Here is a 19,923-nt window from a genome sequence, read left to right on the forward strand (position 1 = left end):
TGCGCAAGGTGCTTGGCAAACCGCGCGCCGGGAGGCTAGAAGGCCGGTCATGGGGACCAAAGAGGGTTGACTGAGATGAGGATGATTCTGGCGGTTGCCGCGGTGCTCTATTCAGCTTCCGCTTTCGCGCAAGCCGACAAGCCACCAATGATCGGAGACAAGCCGTTGGTGCAGGTCAAGCCCAAAGGGACCAAGGCGGGCACCAAGGAGGCTGCGGCCAAGCCGGCTGCCGCGCCGAAGGGCAAGCCACAATCCATCGCGGCGCGGCTGCAGGCTTGCCTGGACCTCGATGACGGCACCAAGGACCGGCTCAATTGCTACGACGCCGTGATCCCGCCGACGCCAAAGCCGAAGCCGGCCAAGGCCAAGGGCTACGCCGATTGCCGTTTCTTCAAGGAAGAGGACGAGCGGCTGGCCTGCTTCAACGGCTTTGCCGAAAGCATTCCGAAGCTGCCAAAGACCTGAGGCAGATCAGGGCCTGCGACAGTTACAGGCCCACCTAGCCAAAATACCGACGGCGCAATATCGCGGGCTTACCGGCCCGACGGGGATGGATTGGTGGAGGCCACGCGCGTGAGCGCGAGTGATGGCGTCGCCGACATCTTCACGAGGACGTCCTTGAGCGGGTCCCGCGTCCACGCTCGCGTCACATAGTCACGATGCGTGATGCCGTCCCCGGTTTCGACGAACACCACGCTGCCCGGACGCAAGGGGCCGTCCATGTCTTCGGAGACGGTTATGCCTTTCTGCCGCAGCGTGCTCATCAGTTCGCGGTCGCGCCGTGCGGTGTAGCGGGTGTAGGAGCTGACGAAGAAGCCGGAGCGGTGGCTCTCGATCCATGAGGCGAACTTGTCCATCTCGCCATAGACGGCGTCGAGCAACACGACGCCGCGGACACGGTCACCGATGCCACCAACCTCGAGGCTCCAGGCCGTCGGCAGGAAGCCGCCGCTGTAGCCGACGATCACGATCGGCATGTTGGCGAAGGCGCGGGCGCTGTTGGGATCGCCGGTGAGGCGGGCGAGATGGTTCGCCGACTCGTCGATGAAGCGCTTGAGGCCGCCAGCCTGCCAGAATTTTCCTGCGCTGGAATCGGCGGCATCGACCGCCATCTGCGGTGCGAGCAGGATGGCGTTGGCGCCGGAATCAGTGATCTGTTGCGGCACCAGCTGGCGGTCGCGCACGTCGCGCTCCAGCGTCGCGCCATTGCCGTGGAAGAACACCACGATCACGCCTGGCTTCCGCACGTCGAAATGTTCGGGCACGTGCATCAGGACGCGGTTATCGTTGTAAGTCTCGTCCTGCCAGAACACGCGCCCGGAATAGCTGCGGTGGCCGCGGCGGTCGCCCTTGGAGATGTTGAGGAATGGCGCGTCGGAGGCAGGGTTGTTGCCGAAATAGGGGAAGGCTGACGATTTCATGCTGACGAGCGTCGTCAGGTCCTCGCGTGGCGGACGCTGGTAGGGGGCCTGCGGCGCGAGCGAAGCAACCTTGTAAGGCGCCTGCTCCGGCTGCGGCTGCACGGCGCGCTTGGGTGAGAAGTCCGACATCTGCCGTTGCAGAAAACCCTCGCTCGCGGATGGGAAGCGCTCCCTGAACTGGGGGGCCGGGAAGCGATCCTCGAACGTGTCGCTGCTTGCGAGCTGGTTTGTCTTCGCGACGACCTGGACGTTGGCTGGGACGTTGGCTTGGACGTTGGCCTGCGAGTTCGCCGCGAGTGCTGCCGGATTGGGTGCCTTGCCGCATTGAACCAGCGTCAGCGACAACGGCACCAAGGCTGAGATCAGAGCGGTCCGAAGCGCACGACCGCGTGCGCCGGACGTGGTCCGGTCGGCGCGGATGTCAGCTCTCGGTTTCGGAACGGCCCCGACCATTCACCCATGACCCCAAGTCATGACCACAAGTCCATCGGCAATCATTAAGGCAATTGAGCCGATGGGCGTTTAGGCGACGTTAAGTGTCCGGAGAAACTTCCCCACATCCGGAACGCTCAAAGGGACCACGCAATCGTGTCGCGATTGTGGGGGAGGGAGACGGGATGTCCCGGTGTTTACGACGCTTTATTGCCCGTTCGTGCATTGATGGTGCTGGAGTACCGATTTGGCCCCGCCTCATTTAACCCTTGTTAACCCTGCTTGGATTGACTGGACCGAGCTGCACGATGCTTCCCACGAGGCGTGACGCCTGAGGTTGAGGACGGCGATGACGGCATCAGATGCGGGTACTGCACCCTGGACCGGCCGGCTCACCGGAAGCGGGTCCGGGGTCTCCGTTCTGGTCGCAACCGCCATCGTCGTGGCCGACATGATCGGGGTCGGCGTCTTCACCAGCCTCGGCTTCCAGGTCAAGGACATTCCCTCGGGCTTCTCGATTCTCTTGCTTTGGACGGTCGGCGGGATCGTTGCGCTATGCGGGGTATTCTCCTACAGCGAGCTCGGCGCGATGTTTCCGCGCTCGAGCGGCGAATACAATTTCCTCGGCCGAGCCTATCATCCCGCCTTCGGCTTTCTCGCCGGCTGGGTGTCGGCGACGGTTGGCTTTGCAGCACCCGTCGCGCTCGCCGCGATGGCCTTTGGCGAATACGCCAAATCGGTGGTCCCCGATGTGCCGCCGATCCCGCTTGCCATCGCCGTGGTGTGGCTGGTCTCGCTCGTGCAACTGACAGGGGTCAGGCATTCCTCGACGTTCCAGTTGATCTCGACCATCCTGAAGGTCGTGCTGATCGTTGCCTTCCTGGTCGCCGGCTTCATCGTCGGCGTGCCGCAGCCGATCGCCTTCACGCCGCAGGCGGGTGATCTCGTGCATATCGTCAGCGCGCCTTTCGCGATCGGGCTCGTATTCGTGATGTATTCGTTCTCGGGCTGGAATGCCGCGACCTACATCATCGGCGAGATGAACATGCCGCAGCGGGACCTGCCGCGTGCGCTGCTCGCGGGCACGCTGATCGTGCTCGTGCTGTACGTCGCGCTGAATGCGGTGTTTCTCCATTCTACGCCGGTGGGCGCGCTCGCGGGTCAGCTCGACGTCGCCAGCGTCGCCGGCAGCGCGATCTTCGGCAATCTCGGCGGCCGGATCGTCGGCGCGATGATCTGTTTCGGCCTGATCTCCTCGATCAGCGCGATGATGTGGATCGGCCCGCGCGTGATGATGACGATGGGGGAGGATATTCCGGCGCTGCGCGTGTTCTCGCGGAGATCGGTGCGCGGCGCGCCGGCCTATGCCATCCTGTTTCAGCTCGCCGTCGCCAATTTGCTGCTGTTCACGCGCAGCTTCGAGGCCGTGCTCGACTTCATCCAGTTCGCGCTGCTGTTCTGCTCGTTCTTCACGGTCGCCGGCGTGATCAAGCTGCGCATCACGGATCCCGATTTGCCGCGGCCCTATCGTGCCTGGGGATACCCGTTCACGCCGCTCGTGTTCCTGCTCGTGACCGCGTTCATGATGTACTATTTATTGACTGAGCGGCCGGTGCAATCGCTATCGGGGATGCTCGTCATGGTCTCGGGCCTGTTGATTTATGCTGTTTTCCGCAGGCGGCCAGTCGCCGCTGGCACGTCACACAATCGCGAATAGACATGTTTCGACCCATGAGAATTGCGGCCGTGGCTCTCGCCTTGCTGGCTGCGGCCGTCTCGTCCGCACGTGCTGCCGAGGCAACCTTCGACGGCACCGCGCGCTTCCTCGCGGGCATGCAGCCTTCGGCGGATTCGCCGCTGGTGCCGCTCACAAAGGACTCGGGTTGGCAACGCCACGCGAGATTCTTCGACAGTGCCTTCGCCCAGCTCGAGGAGCGCCAGCTCGCGAAGATCCGCAACTGGGCCGACGTCAATTTGGCGGCGACCAAGCCGACCATGTTTTATTGGTTCAGCGGCCCCGACTTCCTCTACGCCAACGCCTTCTATCCCAAGGCCAGCACTTACGTGCTTGGCGCGCTGGAGCCGGTCGGTGCAGTGGCTGACCTGACGCGATTGCCGCGCAGTTCGGTCGGCGCCGCGCTCTATGATGTCGAGCGCTCGCTCGGCTCGATCCTGAGTTTTTCCTTCTTCATCACCAAGCAAATGAAGGTCGACCTGCACACCAACCAGGTCAACGGCACCTTGCCGATCCTCTACGTCTTCCTCGTTCGCTCCGGCAAGATCATCCGCAATGTCGAGATGGTCGCACTCGACGACAGGGGCGGCGTGCATGTCGGCAACGACAATCCAGGACCGAACGCGACGCGCGGCGCCCGCATCACCTTTGCGGGCCCCGACGGCGAGGCGCGCACGCTGTATTATTTCTCGACCGATCTCTCCAATTCAGGTGCACGCGCGGCAGGATTCCTGAAGTTCTGCGAGACGCTCGGACCCGGCAACAGCCTGATCAAGAGTGCGTCCTATCTGCTGCACTCCGGCAATTTCACCGTGGCGCGCGACTGGTTGCTCACCAACAGCGCGACCATCGTCCAGGACGATTCCGGCATTCCGCTTTCGAGCTACAATTCGCGGCAATGGCGGTTCTTCCCGTTCGGCCGCTATCTCGGACCGATCGGCGAATTCCCCGGCCGCTACCAGGAACGCTACGCCGCGCTGTTCACGCGCGCCCAGCCGATCGATTTCGGCGTCGGCTACCGCTGGCGGATGCACGAGTCGAACTTGCTGCTGGCGGTGAAGGTGCCGGGAAGCGAGACGGCGCCGGGGGCGGAGACCACCTCGTCCGCCGAGCCATCGCCGAAACCGCTGCGTCCGAAGCGGCCACGTCCGCCTGAGCCGGTCCCGCCGCCACCCGGACGCTTTTTCTGGTCCCGCTAATTACCAGTGCACGCTCTGGCTCGGCACGATGAACGCCGTTGTGCTAGGCGGCGTGGCAAGACTCGTCTCCAGATACCAGCCGGAGCCGACCACGAGCAGCAGCAGGGCGATGATGGCGAGCATGTCGAGGGTTCTGGGATCGTGGCCTCGCGAACCACCCCGGGAATCCGGTCCAAGTCTGACGTGAAAATGAGGGCTGATTTTCCAGCGCATTGTTGTTTCCTCCCGCGGGAGCATCACAGCAACGCGAGGAGAGAGTTTCGGTTCCACTCAAGGTAGCGACACCTGAGGCGCCGCATCATGCTCAGGATGCGTTGACGCCGCGCCAGCGGCCGTAGCGCCAAGGCAAGTACCAGCGCGCGCCCTGTGGTGCGGTGAGGGGCACGTTGTCGATGCCCGAGGTGCCGAAAGGGTTGCAACGGAGCAGGCGTGCGAGCGTCATCCAGCCGCCGGCCCACAGCCCGAACCGTTCGATTGCCTCGTCGCCATAGGTGGAGCAGGTCGGCAGGTGCCGGCAATTGTAGCCAACCAGCGGCGAGAGCGTGTGGCGGTAGAGCCAGATCAGCGCGCGGGCGAATCTGCGTGGAAGCCGGAGCGCGCCCGCGACGGGATTGGAACAGGGCTCGCGGGCTGATTGCTTCATGGGCGCTTTGCTGAGATCGTGGGCGAGGTTTTGCGCGGTTCCGGTGCAGGGAACTGTAAGCTGTTGTTTGTACGTCATATTTTGCGTGCTTTTTGGGAGCAGTGCAGCAAATGCCTATGGACGAGCTGTATTCCCCCGGATACCATTTTTGTGACGTCCATGTGAGACTCATTGGAATGTCGGAACGGGGCTTGGCTGAGTCGGCTCGCCGTAAGGCTTGGGCTAAGGCTTGGGACTTGGGGAAGGGACCAGTTTGAAACTTCTGAAGGCGCTCAATCTTCGCGGCTGGTTGCTGGTAGGAATCGCCGCTTGTGGAGTCGTGCTGGCTGGCGCCGTCGCGATGCTCGGGTCGTCTGCCCGGGCCGGTGCTGCCCTCGAAGAGCGCAAGCTGCCGATGAAGTTCAATTGGGTCGCCTGCGAACCGAATTGCCGCGGTTGGGTCAGTGCAGTCGGCATCATCACCGCCGATACGCCCCGGGACTTCGAAGAGTTTTCCCGCGGGCGCCAGCTCGGCGGCGCCACCGTGGTGCTGGATTCCAGCGGCGGTTCCGTCAACGACGCGATCACGCTCGGCCGGCGCTTCCGCAATCTCGGACTTCTGACCACGGTCGGCGTTAGCGTTCAGAACCGCGGCGGGCAGTCGGCCCGTCCGGCAGTCGCGCCGGAGGCCTATTGCGAATCCATGTGCGTGTTCCTGCTGTTGGCGGGCAAGAAGCGCTACGTGCCGGAAGCGGCCCATGTCCGGGTTCACCAGATCTGGATGGGCGATCGCGCCGACGATGCCAAGGCGGCGAGCTACAGCGCGCAGGACCTGATGATCGTGGAGCGCGACATCGGCCGGCTTGCCAAATACACGTTCGACATGGGCGGTGCCGGCGATCTGCTGTCGCTCGCGCTCAGCGTCCCGCCCTGGGAAGATCTGCATCAGCTCGATGCAGGCGAGCTCAAGCTGACCAATCTCGTGACGACGGATCTCGTGGCCGACGTGCTGCCGCATGTCGACATCTCCGCGCCGGCAATGGCGGAGCTTGCACCGAAGACCCAGGCGAGGTTCGGTGCGGAACCGGAGCAGCCTGCGAAGTCGACCAAGACGGCGGAAGCCCTAGTGCCCACGGGCGGCGTGGCCACGCCGGTTGCGGCGTCGCAGAAGTAGCCTCGAATCTCTGATCTATTTCCGGGTCGAGCGACGAGCCCGGATCAGCCTCCGGAATCAGCCTTGCGCCGCAGCCGGCTGCTTCGCCTTCGCCTCGATCTGGCCGATGGCATCGACCACGGCATCGAAGGTCAGGAGCGTCGAGGCGTGGCGCGCCTTGTAGTCGCGGACCGGCTCGAGGAACTTGATCTCTTCCCATTTGCCTTCAGGAGGCGCGCCGTTCTCCTTCAGCATCTTGCGAACAGTTTCGCGTAACTCACGGAGTTCGCTCGCAGTCGATCCGACGATCTGACTTGCCATGATGGAGGAAGAAGCTTGTCCCAGCGCGCAGGCCTTCACGTCATGGGCGAAGTCAGTGACCTTCTCGCCCTCCATCTTGAGGTCGACCTTGACGGTCGACCCGCACAGCTTGGAATGGGCGGTGGCAGTGGCATCGGGATCCGGCAACCGCCCGAGCCGCGGAATATTCCCGGCCAGTTCGATGATCCGCTTGTTATAAATGTCGTTCAGCATGTGATGGAGTCCAGCAGGACCGGCCTTGGCGTGCGCCGTCCACGGCCCTATATAAGGTCGGAACTGGCGGAAAAACAGTCCAGCGCCGCAGCGATGGTGTGATCCAGAACCGTGCTGCCGGCGTTATAATTTGAAGACCTTTTCGCCGAAACTGTTCTCTCAGGCGTCCGGCGGCTCGCCGCCCCGTCTGCCGGTGACACTCCGGCCGCAAGGCCGTCGAACGGAGTCGACATGGACGCTACCATCAAATCCATCCGCCCCAACAAGCCCTCCGATCGGCAGCCCGAGAGCCGTCCGGCGGAGCTCGATCCTTCCGAATTCCTTGCAGCCGCCGTCCGCGCCGACCAGCCGCGCCCGGCGCGCGCCGAGGCCGAGCAGGCGGTGAAGACGCTGCTTGCCTATATCGGCGAGAACACCAACCGCGAGGGACTGCTCGACACGCCGCGCCGCGTGGTCGAGGCTTTCGACGAACTCTATCAGGGCTACCACCAGTGCCCGGCCGAGGTGCTCGATCGCACCTTCGGCGAGACCGCCGGCTATGACGACTTCGTCCTTGTGCGCGACATCGAGTTCACCTCTCAATGCGAGCATCACATGATGCCGTTCTACGGCAAGGCGCACATTGCCTATACGCCGGTGGAACGCGTGGTCGGCCTGTCGAAGCTTGCGCGCCTCACCGACATCTTCGCCCGCCGGCTCCAGACCCAGGAGCACATGACCGCGCAGATCGCGGCAGCGATCGACGAGATCCTCAAGCCGCGCGGCGTTGCCGTGCTGATCGAGGCCGAGCATACCTGCATGTCGGTGCGCGGCGTCGCCAAGCATGGTGCCTCCACCTTCACCAGCCGCTTCACCGGCATGTTCCGCGACAATCCGGCGGAACAGGCGCGTTTTCTGTCCCTGGTGCGAGGCCTGCAGCGCTGACCTCGCGAATAGACCGGCGAGGGCGTTGTGTCCGCTCACTCCCATGAAACCGAGGAAGGTCTCGCCTTCCTTCCGAGATTCGATGCGGCCGGGCTCGTCACGGTCGTCGCGACCGAATTTTCCACCGGCGACGTGCTGATGGTCGCGCACATGAATGACGAGGCGCTGCGCAAGACCATCGCGACCGGCGAAGCCTGGTACTTCAGCCGCTCGCGCAATGCCTTGTGGCGAAAAGGTGAGACCTCAGGTCAGACCCAGCGCGTGCTCGAGATCCGCACCGATTGCGATCAGGATGCGGTCTGGCTGCGCGTCGAGCAGATCGGCGCTGCGTGTCACACCGGCCGCCGGTCCTGCTTCTACCGCAAGGTCGAGGCCGAAGACGGCGGCGCCAGGCTCGTCTTTGTCGATGCGGACAGGCTGTTCGATCCGGACGCGGTGTACAAGAAGTAGTCCTGCCGTCATGCGGAGGGCGGCGCTGGCGGCCCGAATTTACCCCGCATTAACCATATCTGTCCCACGGTGAGACGACAGGGCGTCGAATTGCCGGCGCGCCTCAACGCCATGCGGGCGGGCACTTCATCATGTCGGTCGACAATTCCAGTGTCTCACAGGCGGCGGTCCTTGATCCGTCGCGGGCACGCGTCGCCAGTGCGATCAAGCAGGCCTCGAACGTAGGTGGCGTCAGCTTCCAGTACATGCTGACCACCGCCAAGATGGAATCGGATTTCGATCCCACGGCGGGGGCGACTACGTCATCCGCGCACGGGCTCTACCAGTTCATCGACCAGACCTGGCTTGGCACGGTGAAGGAAGCGGGCACCCAGCTCGGCTATGGCAACTATTCGGACGCCATCACCAGGACGTCGTCGGGCACCTACACCGTCGATGATCCCGCGATGAAGCGGTCGATCATGAAGCTGCGCGACGATCCGGAGGCCGCCTCCAGCATGGCGGCTGCGCTGACGCAGTCGAACAGCTTCAAGCTCACCGGCCTGCTCGGCCGCAGGCCGTCCGACAGCGAACTCTACATGGCGCATTTCATGGGCGTCGGCGGCGCCGCGAAACTGATCGCCAATGCCGAGGACAATCCGCAAGCGGTTGGCGCGCGGTTGTTTCCTAACGCGGCGTCCGCCAATCGCTCGATCTTCTACGCCAAGGACGGCCGCGCGCGCAGCATCTCCGAGGTCTATTCCGTGCTGGATGCACGCTACGCCGGCGCGGCAAATTCGAAAACCACCCGCAGCGCGATGGCGATGTATGGCGGCACGTCGACCACGCAGGTCGCGAGCGCCAACGGCGTACAGCCTGCCGCGCCGCTGATCGACAATGCCGCGTATCTCCAGACCTTTCCGAACACACGCGCGGTGATGCCGGTCAGCGCGACAGTGCCAACGACGGCCGCGGACAATACACCGATCACGCCGGTGTTTCGCTCGATCTATCAGCCCGGCGACACCACCCAGCCGGTCTCGACGACCGTGCAGAAATTGTGGGGCAACAATGCCTCGCTCACTTCGGTCGCACCCGCGACCTCGGCCGCATCGGGGACGCCTGACGTCCGGCCGCCCCAGCCGCTTGATCTGTTCAGCGATCGCAGCGGCACGTTCTCAAGCTAATACGCACTCCCGTGTCTCGGACACGTCGCAGCGGGAACGCTGCTGCGCAGGGCCCGGTGCGTGAACGGGCCGCCTTTGTTCCCTTAACAAAACGTCAATAAAACCAGCCAGTTATGGTGAACGCTTTATTAAGCGTCGTGGTTTATTTTGTGTTGCAGGTGACAAGCCGTCACCGCTTCGTCTTCGTTGCGTAAGCCGGAAGCACCATGATTGTTCGGCAGTTCATCAATTGGATCAGGACGGCGCCCGCCGGCGAGCGGGCCGAGGCGACGCGGGCGCTGGCCCGGGCCTGGCTGATCTCAGACCTTTCCCATGACGACCGTATTGCCGCTGAAGGCGCGCTTCTGATGCTGCTTGACGATCCCTCGCCGCTGGTGCGGCAGGCGATGGCCGAGGCGTTTGCGCGCAGTACCGAGGCACCGGCGTCGATCGTGCGGGCGCTGTCGGCGGACCAGCCGACCGTCGCGCTGCCCGTGCTCGAACATTCTCCGCTGCTGATCGACGCCGATCTCGTCGACATCGTCGCGACCGGCAACGACGAGGTGCAGTGCGCGGTCGCCCGCCGCATCGCGCTGCCGGTATCGGTCTGCGCCGCCATTGCCGAAGTCGGCTGCGCGGCGGCAGCGCTCGAGCTGATCGAAAATCCTCATGCCGAGCTTGCGCCCTTCTCCTGGGATCGCATCGTCGAGCGTCACGGCCATCTCGCCGCGATCCGCGAGGCGATGCTGGTGCTGGAGGATCTGCCGTCTGCCACGCGCGCCGCGCTGGTGGCCAAACTCTCGGAGACGCTGGCCCAATTCGTCGTAGCCCGGAACTGGCTGACTGCCGACCGCGCCGAGCGCATCGCGACCGAGGCGCGCGACCGCTCCACCATGAACATTGCGGCGCGCTCGCGCGGCGAAGACATGGAAGGGCTTGTTCGGCACCTGCGCATCACCGGCCAGCTCACCGCGGGTCTCATTCTGCGCGCGCTGCTGTCGAGCAATCTCGACCTGTTCGATGCGGCGCTGGCTGAGCTCGCCGAGCTGCCGCTGGCGCGCGTGTCCGCGCTGCTGCACGATCGCGGCGGCAACAGCCTGCACGCGCTGCTCCGCCGCGCCGGGCTTCCCGAGGCGACGTTTGCAGCCTTCCAGGTCGCGCTCGATGCCTGCCACGAGCAGGGCTTCGTCGACAGCGACGACAATGCAGCAAGGCTGCGCCGCCGCATGGTCGAGCGCGTGCTCACCCATTGCGAGACCGACCGCGGCGCGACCGAGCCGCTGATGGTCCTGCTCCGCCGCTTCGCCACCGAATCCGCGCGCGAAGAGGCAAGGCTGTTCTGCGACGAGCTGGTCGCGGACGAGACGGTTGATCCGGTCTATGACGATCTGATTGCGGCGTAACGAGACGTGTAGGGTGGGCAAAAGGCGCATTGCGCCGTGCCCACCGTCTCTCCGCACAATTCATGTCGATTGGTGGGCACGCTTCGCTTTGCCCACCCTACAACACCTCGCGAACGGCGAAGCTACCCCGCCGGCGCGATACTCGGTGCCAGGATCACCTCGAGATGCTCGGGGCGATCGCGGTTGGCGTCGGCGAGATAGTCATCGGCGACCTTGCGCAGGCGCCGGCTGAGTTCGGCGGAGACGCTGATGCTGTCGAGCTTGGTGTTCTCGTGCACGATGGCAAGGATGGCGTTGATGTGGTGCGTGAACAGCTCGGCCGGTACCTTTTCGAGATCGGGCGCGTGCTCGATGACGCGGCACAGGCTCTCGGCTACGCCCGCCGCCGCCGGATAGCCGAAAGTCGCGGCATCGCCCTTGATGTCGTGCGCGGCGCGAAACAACTCGTCGCGCCTGTCCTTGCTGAAGCCGTCGTGCCGGATGGCGACGTAGGCGGCCGACAGCCGGTTGATCTCGGTCGCCATCCAGTCCTTGAACTCGCCAGCAAGGCCCGCGAGCGCCTGTTCGGCGCGGCCGATCGGATCGTCCATGTCTTTGTCTTCGACGCGGCGCAGGACCGACCTCAGCGGGTTGGGCTGCGTGATGATTTGATGCGTGGCGAAGGCCGTGATCTCGATGTCTCTTGCGCTGTTCTTCGCCATGATATCGGCCTCGATCGTGAGAGACGTTGCGCTAGATGGAGGAGCGGGCCTTGTCGAGCAGCGAGGGCTGCTGCAGCACCTCGTGCTTTTCGCCGACGCGGCGCTCGGGGCCCATATAGGCTGAGTTGATGTTGCGGCGGCGGTCCGGGCCGAAATAGGTCTTGGTCTTGATGAAGGGGCGGGGACTGGCGACCACGTTGAGGATGCGCTGGTAGAGCCCCTTGGCCGAGATCGGCTTGGCCAGAAATTCGGTGACGCCGGCATCGCGCGCCACCGTGACGCGGCGCTTCTCGGAATGGCCGGTCAGCATGATGATCGGCGCGTAGGGATTGCCCTTGGATTCCGGCTGCCGGATCATCTGCGCCAGCTCGAGCCCATCGAAGATCGGCATCGCCCAGTCGGTGATGACGATGTCGGGCACGTAATGGCTGTACATTTCCAGCGCCGTGGCCCCGTCCTCGGCCTCGTAGACTTCACGCGCGCCAAAGGAATGCAGCAGCGTCCGCAGGATGCGACGCATGTGCGGATTGTCGTCGCAGACGAGGAAACGCAGCTTGTTGAAATCGATGCGGAACATGGAGCCCGGGCCGAAGTGGTCAACTTTCGTTAACCATATCTCGCCGGGGGTTAATGAAGGGTTGCGATCGGCAGTCCGGCGGGCGGCTCAGGAGCCGAACTGTTCGCGCAGAATGCGCTCTTCCAGGCTGTGACCGGGGTCGAACAGCATGCGCATCGAGATGGTCTTGTCGGACAGCACCTCGACGCGGCGAACATCGCGCACCTCGTCGTGGTCGGCGACCGCCGCCACGGGGCGCTTGTCGCCCTCCAGCACCTCAATCACGACATAAGCCGTGTTCGGCAGCAGCGCGCCGCGCCAGCGTCGTGGGCGGAAGGCGCTGATCGGCGTCAGCGCCAGCAGCGCGGCGTTGATCGGCAGGATCGGTCCTTGGGCGGACAGATTGTAGGCGGTCGAGCCGGCTGGCGTTGCCACCATGATGCCGTCGGCGATCAGCTCGGACATGCGCTCGCGCTCGTCGATCAGGATCCGCAGGCGCGCGGCCTGGTAGGTCTGCCGGAACAGGGCGACCTCGTTGATGGCGTGATGCAGGTGGACGCGGTCGTTGGCATCGGTCGCGCGCATCAGGAGGGGGTGGATTTCTGATTCCTGCGCGGCCTCGAGGCGGGCTCGAAGATCGACGGTCGAGTACTCGTTCATCAGGAAGCCGACGGTGCCGCGGTGCATGCCGTAGATCGGCTTGCCCGTATGCATGTGCTGATGCAGCGTCTGAAGCATGAGCCCGTCGCCGCCGAGTGCGACCACGATGTCGGCGTCCTTCGGATCGCAATTGCCGAAGTCCCTGGTGAGCTGGCCGAAGGCGGCTTGCGCCTCGCTGCTCGGGCTGGCGACGAAGGCGATCCGGTCGTATCGCGCTGGCTTGGTCATGGTTTCCGGGCAGGGCCGCTGGCTCGAGAAAGTTCCGCCGGGCTCGTCTAACGATCTCGACCCCGATTGTCGAGGATGACCACCCTTCACAGCAGTCCGGCAACTGCCCATTCCGATTTGAGGATGAAACCGGGTCGATTTGTGGCCCACCGGGCTCTTCAGGCGCCGCCGGAGCCATGATCCCCAAACCGTCGCAATTCCGCGCTAGCCTTGCGGTCCGCACCGGTGGTCGTCGCCGGGCAGGGAGAACGACCATGAATATGAATATGCCGGTGCTCCGCCGTGCGACCCTGGTGCTGGCGGTATCGGCATTCGCGCTCGCAGGATTGGCGCGCGCCGACGATCCGCCGCAGCCGCGCGCCGAGGCGGCAGCGCCAGCCGGACAGAAGGGCGGGCGCGGCGGCGCACAAAGCGCGTCGCAGAATGCATCGCCATCCGCCGAGCCGCACCGTCTTCCGTCGGATTCGACCACGAAGCAGACGCTCGATCTTCCCAGCCGCACGCTCAATTTCGCCGCGACCGCTGGATCGATCCGCGTGTTCGACGGCAAGGGCGAGCCGCTGGCCGATATCGCCTATACATCTTACGAGCTCGACGGCGCCGACCGTGCGACGCGCCCCGTGACCTTCCTGTTCAACGGCGGTCCCGGTGCGTCTTCGGCATGGCTCCAGTTCGGCGCGGCCGGGCCGTGGCGGCTGCCGCTCGATGGCGAAGCGCTGTCGCCGTCCGCCTCGCCCGAGGTGAAGCCGAACGCGGAGACCTGGCTCGATTTCACCGATCTCGTCTTCATCGACCCCGTCAGCACCGGCTACAGCCGCTTCGTCGCGACCGGCGAAGACGCGCGCAAGTCGTTCTACTCCGTCGACGGCGACGTCAATTCGATCGCGTTGGTGATCCGCCGCTGGCTCGAGAAGCACGAGCGGCTGACCTCGCCGAAATACGTCGCCGGCGAAAGCTATGGCGGCATTCGCGGGCCGAAGGTGGTGCGCCAGTTGCAGTTCCAGCACGGCGTCGGCGTCAGGGGATTGATCCTGGTGTCGCCGCTCCTGGACTTCCGCGAATTCACCGGCACCAGCCTCCTGCAATATGTCGCGACGCTGCCGAGCTATGTGGCGGTGGCGCGCGCGGCGAAAGGCCCGGTCAAGCGCGCCGATCTCGCCGACGTCGAGGCTTACGCGCGCGGCGAATTCCTGGCCGACCTCGTCAAGGGCGAGGCGGACAAGGAGGCCACCAATCGTCTTGCCGACAAGGTCGCCGAGCTCACCGGCATCGACCAGGCGGTGAGCCGTCGGCTTGCCGGCCGCTTCGACGTCGGCGAATTCCGCCGCGAATTCGACCGCAAGAACGGCAAGGTGACGGGGCGCTACGATGGCTCGGTACGCGGCCTTGATCCCTATCCGGATTCGAGCAGCTCGCGGTTCGGTGATCCCTCCGGCGATGCGCTGCAGGCGCCGCTGACGAGTGCGGCGGTTGACCTGCTGACACACAAGCTCAACTGGCGGCCCGATGGCTCCTACGAGGTGTTGAACGGCGCCGTCGAGGGTCATTGGGATTTCGGCCGCGGCATCAATCCGCCGCAATCAGTCTCCGAGCTGCGACAGATCCTTGCCACGGATGCGAAGCTGAACGTGCTGGTCGCGCACGGCCTGTTCGATCTCGCCACCCCCTATTTCGGATCGAAGCGGGTGCTCGACCAGTTGCCGGCCTTCGCAACGCAGCGGGTCAAGTTCGTGGTCTATCCCGGCGGCCACATGTTCTATTCGCGCGACGGCTCGCGGCAGGCCCTTCGAAGCGAGGTCGAGACGCTCATTCGGGAGTAGCCCGTCGCTTGCGCGGCTTGTATCGCCGCGCGATCTCGCGGGCTACGACGGCCGCAGGCTTGATATTGGCGCCCGCGATCCAGACGTAACTGACCTTGCCGCGCTTGTCGCGGACGCGGCGGACCGGCTCGCCGTGGCTGGAGTAGCCGGCGGCCCAGGCGAGCTTGCCGGTGTCGCGGCCGGTGACCTCGATCTCGGCGGCGTCCATGAACGGGTTGTTGAACTGGGGATTGGCGACCAGCACGCGGTTGCCGACCGGCACGAGGTCGTTCGCGCCCCAGATCGTCCACCAACGGCCGGTCCAGTCGCGCACGCGGCGGTCGGGTGCACCACGGGACTGGAAGACGCGCAGGATCTGCATCGCGCCGTCCATCCAGAACGGGGCCGCGCCGTCGATGGAGTTGCTGAGGATGCTGATCGCGAGCTCGCAAGCGGGGATGGAGCAGGTCCTGGAGATGTAACCTTGAAAGCCGCCGCCATGGCCCAACCAATCCCAGCCGTCGGTTTTGCCGGCGTTGACGCCGAGGCCGTAATAGGCCTCGAAGCTTTGCGGCACGCGCCAATGGTTTCGCGTCATCTCGCGGCGGCTTGCGACCGATAGCACGCTCTTTTTCGCATTGGGCGCGAGCTGCGCGTAGAAGCGGGCGGTATCGGCGGCGGTCGCGATGAAGCCGGCGGCGGAGGCCATCGCGTGCGCGGGATTGTCGCCGGGGATCACGCATCGCTCTCCGTACGGCAGCTTGCGAGTGTGGCCGCGCGCGAACGACGCGCCCTTGGGAAGCGGCGCGTCCGGCTCGATCTCGCGCAGGCCCGCAGGTTCGATGATCTCGCGCTTGATCCAGACCGGGTAGGGCTCCTTCGTCACGGCCTCGATGACGAGACCGATCAGCCCAAAGCCGTGATTGGAATATTTGAAGCGTGTGCCCGGCTCGATTACGGTCGGCCGCTTCAATTCCGCGAGCAGCTCGTTCGCGTCGAGATAGGGACGGCTGTCGATGAACTGGCCGGAATCGGCGCCGTCGCGCGTCAGTCCCGCGCTGTGCGAGAGCACTTGCGCAATCGTCGTTTCGGCGACGCGCGGATGCAGGCCGGCGACATGTTGGCCGATGGAATCGTCGAGCCGGAGCTTGCGCTGCTCGCGCAGCTTCATGACGCCGGCCGAGGTGAAGCTCTTCGAGTGCGAGGCGATGCGGAAGCGGTGGCGCGGGGTGAGCTTCTCGCCGGTGTCGAGATTGGCGAGGCCGAACGCATGCTCGGCAACCACCTCGCCGCGATGGACGAAGGCGACCATGACGCCCGGCTGCTGGATTGTGGTGTGCTGGAATTCGATCCAGGAGCCGATGTAGTCGATCGCGGATCGCAGCCACTTGTCCATTGCGCACCGATTTACCAGGAGAGTGTTTGATGCGAGAGGCTAACCGAGAACGCAGAACGGGCACAACCCTACGGTTGTGCCCGTTCGTCCCATCCGGAGATGCGATGTTCTTAATAGACGAGAGTCGCCCCGGTCGGCTTGTCGAGTGCCGCGGCGAGCGAGCGATATTCGGAGCTGTCGGTGCCGGCGAGCGAGGCGAGCTTGTTCAGGTGATACTGCGCCTGTTCGCGGTTGCCCTGCTCGAGCTGCCAGAGGCCATAGTACTGCCAGGTGCGGACGTGGTTGGGATCGTCCTTCAGCGCGAGCTCGTAATAGACCTTCGACGACTGGTAGTCGCCGAGCTTGCGATAGGAGTAGCCGATCAGATTGGCGACGTCGGCGACGTCGTCGCGCTTGAGCGACTTCAGCTGGCCGATCGCGCCGGTGTAGTCGTGATTGTCATAGATCGTGGTGTAGGCGGTGCGATAGGCAGCAAGGAATTTCGGATCGCTGACCGAGGAGCTCTTCTTCTTGCCCTTCTTGGTCGAAGTGTCGGATTTCGGTGGCGAGGAGGGCTCATCGCTGCCGGCGGCATAGGCGCTGGTCAGCACCGGAGCCGCTGCCAACGACACGGCGACAAGTCCCGGCACAAGAAGCATTGAGAGTTTGCGCATATAAGTTCTCCGGTATGGAACGTGGCGATCCTACACGATTGCCCAAAGACCGGAACACCCATCAGGCAAAAACATTCCCGGCATCCTGGCCTAGGGCGGATGACAAACTTGTCATCCAGATGAACGGGAGCCTGCTGTGGGCTTCAGATTGGGTTCAGTGCGAGCCTCCTAGGCTCCAACCTACGATCAAAGGGTTGGCGAGAGGGCGCCCGCCTCAAGATCCTTCCAAGAGGAGACCAACCATGTTGAAGACCATTTCCGCAGCCTTGCTCGCAGCCTCCGTGATCGCAGCCCCGGCCTTCGCAGCCGAGACCACCACGACCACGCCGGTGATCAAGGCAGACCAGAGCCAGACCAAGGTGTCGACCACCGCCGCGAAACCCGATGCCGGCCTCAAGACCAACGCCAAGGCTTCGGATGTCAAGGCTTCGGACGTCAAGGCCGATGCCAAGGTGGACACCAAGTCGAAGGCGATGAACGCCAACGCCGCCGTCACACCGGACGAGCACAAGACCGTGCGCAAGCATCGCCACCACCACAAGCATCTGTCAGCGAAGAAGTCGCTGAAGACGCAGCCGGACGTCACCAAGCCGGCGACGATGGAGAAGCGCAGCTAACGACTGAGCCTGCGCGGCGGCGTCCTAGCATTGCCCCGGCCGCCGCGTGAGGAATTCAGGCCCGGCCCGTTCGTCACGCCTTGCGCGAAAGCTCGAGGTGCTGGCGGCGGGCCGGTATGACCATGCTGAAGCCCGCGAGCAACGTCCCAGATTTGGCGGCCGCAAACAAAACCTCGAAAACAACCCCATGCACAGTAGCGGGTCGTAGATAAATCAATGGTTTAAGGGGTGGCGTATTTGCGGATTTTACGAATCCGTTTGACTCGTCGGGCAAAACACCTGTAGACATGCATCATTGCAACCTTGGGGCTGGAACGTCTCCGAGACTGATCGAGCGGAGAGCGTAAGCGGTGCGGCGACTAGCGGAACGCGCAGTGAGCTTGGCGTTGATGCTGGCACTGCCGCTGGCGCTCACGGGATGTTTCGGCAGCGATGGTGACCGTCCAACCCTGATGGAGGGGACCCAGGCCGGAGGTCCACAACCGTTCCCGGATAATTTCCGCGGCGACACGCTGGCCTTGATGCGCAGCTATCTGAACAATCCCGTCGGCGTGCGTGACGCCAGCATGGCCGAGCCGGCGCAGCGCGAGGTCGGAGGCCGCCAGTTCTACGTCAGTTGCCTGCACTTCACCCCACGCGAGACCGACGGCACCTACAAGGCCATGAGGGAGCGCGCCGTGATCTTCGTCAACGGCCGGGCGGACCGCGTCGTCGATCGCGCCAGCGAGCTGTGCGCGGGCGCGGTTTACGTACCCTTTCCGGAACTTGAAAAGATGACGCGGTAGCGCAAAGCCCACCTTCATCGCTTGGTGATAGACAAAGCCCGCCGGAGCTGCCGGATCACATTTCGGGGAGCTTTGAACGGGGTGGTTTCGCGTTGCGACTAATCGTTACGGAAGGTTTTGTTTCCGACGGAAAAAACCGTCGGCACGCGCCTGTCGGACGGAACAAAATCGCGCTGTTGCCGCTCCGTCACAGTAACGAACGATCAACGTTCCGGCATCGCCTCGAAGCAACCCAATTCACGCCACGTTGTTTCCTGAGTGTCGAATTGAAAGAACGGGGATAATCATGAAGAGGATTTTGCTGGGCGCGGTTGCCCTGCTTGCGCTGGCTGCGCCGGCTGCCGCAGCCGACATGCAGGCGCGCACCTACACCAAGGCTCCGGCCTACACGCCGCCGCAGGTGATCTACAACTGGACCGGCTTCTACATCGGTGGCCATGTCGGCGGCGCCTTTGCCGGCGACAGCAGCTTCCAGTCGAGCGACGCGCGCTTCCTCGGCGGTGTTCAGGGCGGCTTCGACTACCAGTTCGCGCCCAATTGGGTCATGGGTGTCGAGGCCCAGTATTCCTGGCTGCCGACCAACAACGGCGGCGCTACGTTCCCGCTGGGCACGCAGGTGACCTCCAATACCGACCAGCTCGGCTCGGTGACCGGTCGCATCGGCTACACCTGGGGACCGGCGCTGCTTTACGCGAAGGGCGGTTATGCCTGGCGCAATGGCGGTCTTGGCGTCAATGTCGCCGGCGTCCCGCAGCCCTTCACCGCCACCGGCAACAGCAAGGACGGCTATACCGTTGGCGCTGGCCTCGAATACATGTTCGCGCCGAACTGGTCGGCCAAGGCCGAGTACCAATATTACAACTTCGGCAACACGACGATCACCTCCGGTCCGGCTGACGTCGTCGGCGTCCGCGGCCGGGAGGACGAGCATACCGTCAAGGTCGGCGTGAATTACCGCTTCGGCTGGGGCGGTCCGGCAGCCTCGCGCTACTGACGCGCCACCAGCGACCCACGACCTGACAAAGGCCGGCTCTCGCCGGCCTTTCGTTTGCCCAGCCCTCGTTCGCAAGTCCTTTGTTTGCATCGCGTCAACCATCTGGCGCGTCATTTGCAGGCAAACGTTCTGGCGGGCGCTTTCTCGCGCGCGTCATGGAGCTGGGGTAAAGCAAAAATAATTTTTGCAGCTTACGGAACTCGCGCGCCGGAACGCGTTATATGACAATTACCGGGCTGGTGGGACGACGGACATGCGTATCTTGGTGTCGGCTGTGGTGCTCTCGTGCTTCGTCAGTTTGCCGTGCGCTGCCCAAACAATCCTCAAATCCGAGCCTCTGATGCTGGCACCCTACGAGGTGGCCTTCGTCAAGGACGCCTCGTGCTCCTCCGGTAAGGTGCTGAAGGTCACCGGCGCGATCCGTGGGCTGCATCGCCGGAAGGCCTGCGTGGCTCTGGCGGGCGAGCAGGCGTCACTGGCCACCGCGACCCCCTAAGCTTTTCCTGAGCTCTGGCT

Annotated in this window: 22 protein-coding genes; 13 read left to right on the forward strand and 9 right to left on the reverse strand. The window is 64.2% G+C overall.

Going from position 1 to position 19,923, the window contains the following annotated elements:
- Positions 1–75: 75 nt before the first annotated feature.
- Positions 76–465 carry a hypothetical protein gene (locus BcanWU425_RS16380; protein ID WP_026232937.1) on the forward strand — a complete coding sequence of 130 codons (390 nt, stop codon included), beginning with the start codon at positions 76–78 and terminating at the stop codon, positions 463–465.
- A gap of 68 nt (positions 466–533) precedes the next feature.
- Here BcanWU425_RS16380 and BcanWU425_RS16385 read toward each other — a convergent pair whose 3' ends face one another.
- Complete coding sequence (locus BcanWU425_RS16385) at positions 534–1,874, reverse strand: alpha/beta hydrolase (RefSeq protein WP_204511589.1); 1,341 nt, start codon at positions 1,872–1,874, stop codon at positions 534–536.
- 328 nt (positions 1,875–2,202) lie between these two features.
- On the opposite strand from BcanWU425_RS16385, the gene BcanWU425_RS16390 reads away from it, so the two are divergent.
- Positions 2,203–3,570: an APC family permease gene (locus tag BcanWU425_RS16390; protein WP_018455372.1), complete on the forward strand. Its 1,368-nt coding sequence runs from the start codon at positions 2,203–2,205 to the stop codon at positions 3,568–3,570.
- A gap of 2 nt (positions 3,571–3,572) precedes the next feature.
- Positions 3,573–4,787, forward strand: coding sequence for a hypothetical protein (locus tag BcanWU425_RS16395; protein ID WP_204511588.1), 1,215 nt, complete (start codon positions 3,573–3,575; stop codon positions 4,785–4,787).
- Here BcanWU425_RS16395 and BcanWU425_RS16400 read toward each other — a convergent pair whose 3' ends face one another.
- Together BcanWU425_RS16400 and yidD are read right to left on the reverse strand one after the other, a co-directional pair.
- Positions 4,788–5,000 (reverse strand): hypothetical protein, encoded by a 213-nt coding sequence (locus BcanWU425_RS16400; protein WP_026232939.1) that lies wholly within the window; start codon positions 4,998–5,000, stop codon positions 4,788–4,790.
- A gap of 91 nt (positions 5,001–5,091) precedes the next feature.
- Positions 5,092–5,430, reverse strand: coding sequence for a membrane protein insertion efficiency factor YidD (yidD, locus tag BcanWU425_RS16405; protein WP_018455375.1), 339 nt, complete (start codon positions 5,428–5,430; stop codon positions 5,092–5,094).
- A 253-nt stretch (positions 5,431–5,683) separates the two neighbouring features.
- Here yidD and BcanWU425_RS16410 point away from each other — a divergent pair, with 253 nt between their 5' ends.
- A complete protein-coding gene (locus BcanWU425_RS16410) occupies positions 5,684–6,583 on the forward strand; it encodes a COG3904 family protein (protein ID WP_204511587.1) in 900 nt (299 codons plus the stop codon).
- Between the two features lie 57 nt (positions 6,584–6,640).
- Here the strand turns inward: BcanWU425_RS16410 and BcanWU425_RS16415 are convergent, their stop codons facing one another.
- Positions 6,641–7,096 carry an iron-sulfur cluster assembly scaffold protein gene (locus tag BcanWU425_RS16415; RefSeq protein WP_007602629.1) on the reverse strand — a complete coding sequence of 152 codons (456 nt, stop codon included), beginning with the start codon at positions 7,094–7,096 and terminating at the stop codon, positions 6,641–6,643.
- Positions 7,097–7,327: 231 nt separating this feature from the next.
- Between BcanWU425_RS16415 and folE the strand changes: the two genes are divergently transcribed.
- The 4 genes from folE to BcanWU425_RS16435 all read left to right on the forward strand — a co-directional run bounded on the left by folE (position 7,328) and on the right by BcanWU425_RS16435 (position 11,018).
- On the forward strand, positions 7,328–8,020 hold the full coding sequence (gene folE, locus BcanWU425_RS16420; protein ID WP_007602630.1) for a GTP cyclohydrolase I FolE: 693 nt from the start codon (positions 7,328–7,330) through the stop codon (positions 8,018–8,020).
- Positions 8,021–8,047: 27 nt separating this feature from the next.
- On the forward strand, positions 8,048–8,470 hold the full coding sequence (gene hisI / locus BcanWU425_RS16425; protein ID WP_018455377.1) for a phosphoribosyl-AMP cyclohydrolase: 423 nt from the start codon (positions 8,048–8,050) through the stop codon (positions 8,468–8,470).
- Between the two features lie 131 nt (positions 8,471–8,601).
- Entirely contained in the window at positions 8,602–9,636 is a 1,035-nt protein-coding gene (locus BcanWU425_RS16430; RefSeq protein ID WP_018455378.1) for a transglycosylase, read from the forward strand.
- A 206-nt stretch (positions 9,637–9,842) separates the two neighbouring features.
- A complete protein-coding gene (locus tag BcanWU425_RS16435; RefSeq protein WP_204511586.1) occupies positions 9,843–11,018 on the forward strand; it encodes a DUF2336 domain-containing protein in 1,176 nt (391 codons plus the stop codon).
- Positions 11,019–11,140: 122 nt separating this feature from the next.
- Here BcanWU425_RS16435 and BcanWU425_RS16440 read toward each other — a convergent pair whose 3' ends face one another.
- The 3 genes from BcanWU425_RS16440 to BcanWU425_RS16450 all read right to left on the reverse strand — a co-directional run bounded on the left by BcanWU425_RS16440 (position 11,141) and on the right by BcanWU425_RS16450 (position 13,163).
- Positions 11,141–11,719, reverse strand: coding sequence for an Hpt domain-containing protein (locus BcanWU425_RS16440; RefSeq protein ID WP_018455380.1), 579 nt, complete (start codon positions 11,717–11,719; stop codon positions 11,141–11,143).
- 31 nt (positions 11,720–11,750) lie between these two features.
- Positions 11,751–12,296: a response regulator gene (locus BcanWU425_RS16445; protein WP_007611745.1), complete on the reverse strand. Its 546-nt coding sequence runs from the start codon at positions 12,294–12,296 to the stop codon at positions 11,751–11,753.
- Positions 12,297–12,383: 87 nt separating this feature from the next.
- Positions 12,384–13,163, reverse strand: a complete 780-nt coding sequence (locus BcanWU425_RS16450; RefSeq protein ID WP_085351151.1) for an NAD kinase — start codon at positions 13,161–13,163, stop codon at positions 12,384–12,386.
- A 254-nt stretch (positions 13,164–13,417) separates the two neighbouring features.
- Here BcanWU425_RS16450 and BcanWU425_RS16455 point away from each other — a divergent pair, with 254 nt between their 5' ends.
- A complete protein-coding gene (locus BcanWU425_RS16455; RefSeq protein WP_204511585.1) occupies positions 13,418–14,983 on the forward strand; it encodes a S10 family peptidase in 1,566 nt (521 codons plus the stop codon).
- On the opposite strand, the gene BcanWU425_RS16460 is transcribed toward BcanWU425_RS16455, so the two are convergent.
- Positions 14,970–16,358, reverse strand: coding sequence for a serine hydrolase domain-containing protein (locus BcanWU425_RS16460; RefSeq protein ID WP_231190704.1), 1,389 nt, complete (start codon positions 16,356–16,358; stop codon positions 14,970–14,972). The two genes, BcanWU425_RS16455 and BcanWU425_RS16460, sit on opposite strands and share 14 nt — an antisense overlap.
- 110 nt (positions 16,359–16,468) lie before the next feature.
- Positions 16,469–17,011: a tetratricopeptide repeat protein gene (locus BcanWU425_RS16465; protein WP_085351154.1), complete on the reverse strand. Its 543-nt coding sequence runs from the start codon at positions 17,009–17,011 to the stop codon at positions 16,469–16,471.
- Positions 17,012–17,253: 242 nt separating this feature from the next.
- On the opposite strand from BcanWU425_RS16465, the gene BcanWU425_RS16470 reads away from it, so the two are divergent.
- The 4 genes from BcanWU425_RS16470 to BcanWU425_RS16485 all read left to right on the forward strand — a co-directional run bounded on the left by BcanWU425_RS16470 (position 17,254) and on the right by BcanWU425_RS16485 (position 19,903).
- A complete protein-coding gene (locus BcanWU425_RS16470) occupies positions 17,254–17,628 on the forward strand; it encodes a His-rich protein BRANT (protein ID WP_204511583.1) in 375 nt (124 codons plus the stop codon).
- A gap of 389 nt (positions 17,629–18,017) precedes the next feature.
- Positions 18,018–18,413: a hypothetical protein gene (locus BcanWU425_RS16475; RefSeq protein ID WP_018455387.1), complete on the forward strand. Its 396-nt coding sequence runs from the start codon at positions 18,018–18,020 to the stop codon at positions 18,411–18,413.
- Between the two features lie 286 nt (positions 18,414–18,699).
- Positions 18,700–19,407 carry an outer membrane protein gene (locus BcanWU425_RS16480; RefSeq protein ID WP_085384994.1) on the forward strand — a complete coding sequence of 236 codons (708 nt, stop codon included), beginning with the start codon at positions 18,700–18,702 and terminating at the stop codon, positions 19,405–19,407.
- A 253-nt stretch (positions 19,408–19,660) separates the two neighbouring features.
- Positions 19,661–19,903 carry a hypothetical protein gene (locus BcanWU425_RS16485; RefSeq protein WP_018455389.1) on the forward strand — a complete coding sequence of 81 codons (243 nt, stop codon included), beginning with the start codon at positions 19,661–19,663 and terminating at the stop codon, positions 19,901–19,903.
- The last annotated feature ends 20 nt before the right edge of the window (positions 19,904–19,923 follow it).

The sequence above is a fragment of the Bradyrhizobium sp. WU425 genome, from assembly GCF_021052305.1.
Taxonomy (GTDB): Bacteria; Pseudomonadota; Alphaproteobacteria; order Rhizobiales; family Xanthobacteraceae; genus Bradyrhizobium; species Bradyrhizobium canariense_D.

What these genes read in the sequence shown, in the direction of transcription:
- BcanWU425_RS16380 (WP_026232937.1), top strand. Translation starts at nt 76, where the DNA reads ATGAGGATGATTCTGGCGGTTGCCGCGGTGCTCTATTCAGCTTCCGCT.
- BcanWU425_RS16385 (WP_204511589.1), bottom strand. Translation starts at nt 1,874, where the DNA reads ATGGTCGGGGCCGTTCCGAAACCGAGAGCTGACATCCGCGCCGACCGG.
- BcanWU425_RS16390 (WP_018455372.1), top strand. Translation starts at nt 2,203, where the DNA reads ATGACGGCATCAGATGCGGGTACTGCACCCTGGACCGGCCGGCTCACC.
- BcanWU425_RS16395 (WP_204511588.1), top strand. Translation starts at nt 3,573, where the DNA reads ATGTTTCGACCCATGAGAATTGCGGCCGTGGCTCTCGCCTTGCTGGCT.
- BcanWU425_RS16400 (WP_026232939.1), bottom strand. Translation starts at nt 5,000, where the DNA reads ATGCGCTGGAAAATCAGCCCTCATTTTCACGTCAGACTTGGACCGGAT.
- yidD (WP_018455375.1), bottom strand. Translation starts at nt 5,430, where the DNA reads ATGAAGCAATCAGCCCGCGAGCCCTGTTCCAATCCCGTCGCGGGCGCG.
- BcanWU425_RS16415 (WP_007602629.1), bottom strand. Translation starts at nt 7,096, where the DNA reads ATGCTGAACGACATTTATAACAAGCGGATCATCGAACTGGCCGGGAAT.
- folE (WP_007602630.1), top strand. Translation starts at nt 7,328, where the DNA reads ATGGACGCTACCATCAAATCCATCCGCCCCAACAAGCCCTCCGATCGG.
- BcanWU425_RS16430 (WP_018455378.1), top strand. Translation starts at nt 8,602, where the DNA reads ATGTCGGTCGACAATTCCAGTGTCTCACAGGCGGCGGTCCTTGATCCG.
- BcanWU425_RS16435 (WP_204511586.1), top strand. Translation starts at nt 9,843, where the DNA reads ATGATTGTTCGGCAGTTCATCAATTGGATCAGGACGGCGCCCGCCGGC.
- BcanWU425_RS16440 (WP_018455380.1), bottom strand. Translation starts at nt 11,719, where the DNA reads ATGGCGAAGAACAGCGCAAGAGACATCGAGATCACGGCCTTCGCCACG.
- BcanWU425_RS16445 (WP_007611745.1), bottom strand. Translation starts at nt 12,296, where the DNA reads ATGTTCCGCATCGATTTCAACAAGCTGCGTTTCCTCGTCTGCGACGAC.
- BcanWU425_RS16450 (WP_085351151.1), bottom strand. Translation starts at nt 13,163, where the DNA reads ATGACCAAGCCAGCGCGATACGACCGGATCGCCTTCGTCGCCAGCCCG.
- BcanWU425_RS16455 (WP_204511585.1), top strand. Translation starts at nt 13,418, where the DNA reads ATGAATATGAATATGCCGGTGCTCCGCCGTGCGACCCTGGTGCTGGCG.
- BcanWU425_RS16460 (WP_231190704.1), bottom strand. Translation starts at nt 16,358, where the DNA reads ATGGACAAGTGGCTGCGATCCGCGATCGACTACATCGGCTCCTGGATC.
- BcanWU425_RS16465 (WP_085351154.1), bottom strand. Translation starts at nt 17,011, where the DNA reads ATGCGCAAACTCTCAATGCTTCTTGTGCCGGGACTTGTCGCCGTGTCG.
- BcanWU425_RS16470 (WP_204511583.1), top strand. Translation starts at nt 17,254, where the DNA reads ATGTTGAAGACCATTTCCGCAGCCTTGCTCGCAGCCTCCGTGATCGCA.
- BcanWU425_RS16475 (WP_018455387.1), top strand. Translation starts at nt 18,018, where the DNA reads ATGCTGGCACTGCCGCTGGCGCTCACGGGATGTTTCGGCAGCGATGGT.
- BcanWU425_RS16480 (WP_085384994.1), top strand. Translation starts at nt 18,700, where the DNA reads ATGAAGAGGATTTTGCTGGGCGCGGTTGCCCTGCTTGCGCTGGCTGCG.
- BcanWU425_RS16485 (WP_018455389.1), top strand. Translation starts at nt 19,661, where the DNA reads ATGCGTATCTTGGTGTCGGCTGTGGTGCTCTCGTGCTTCGTCAGTTTG.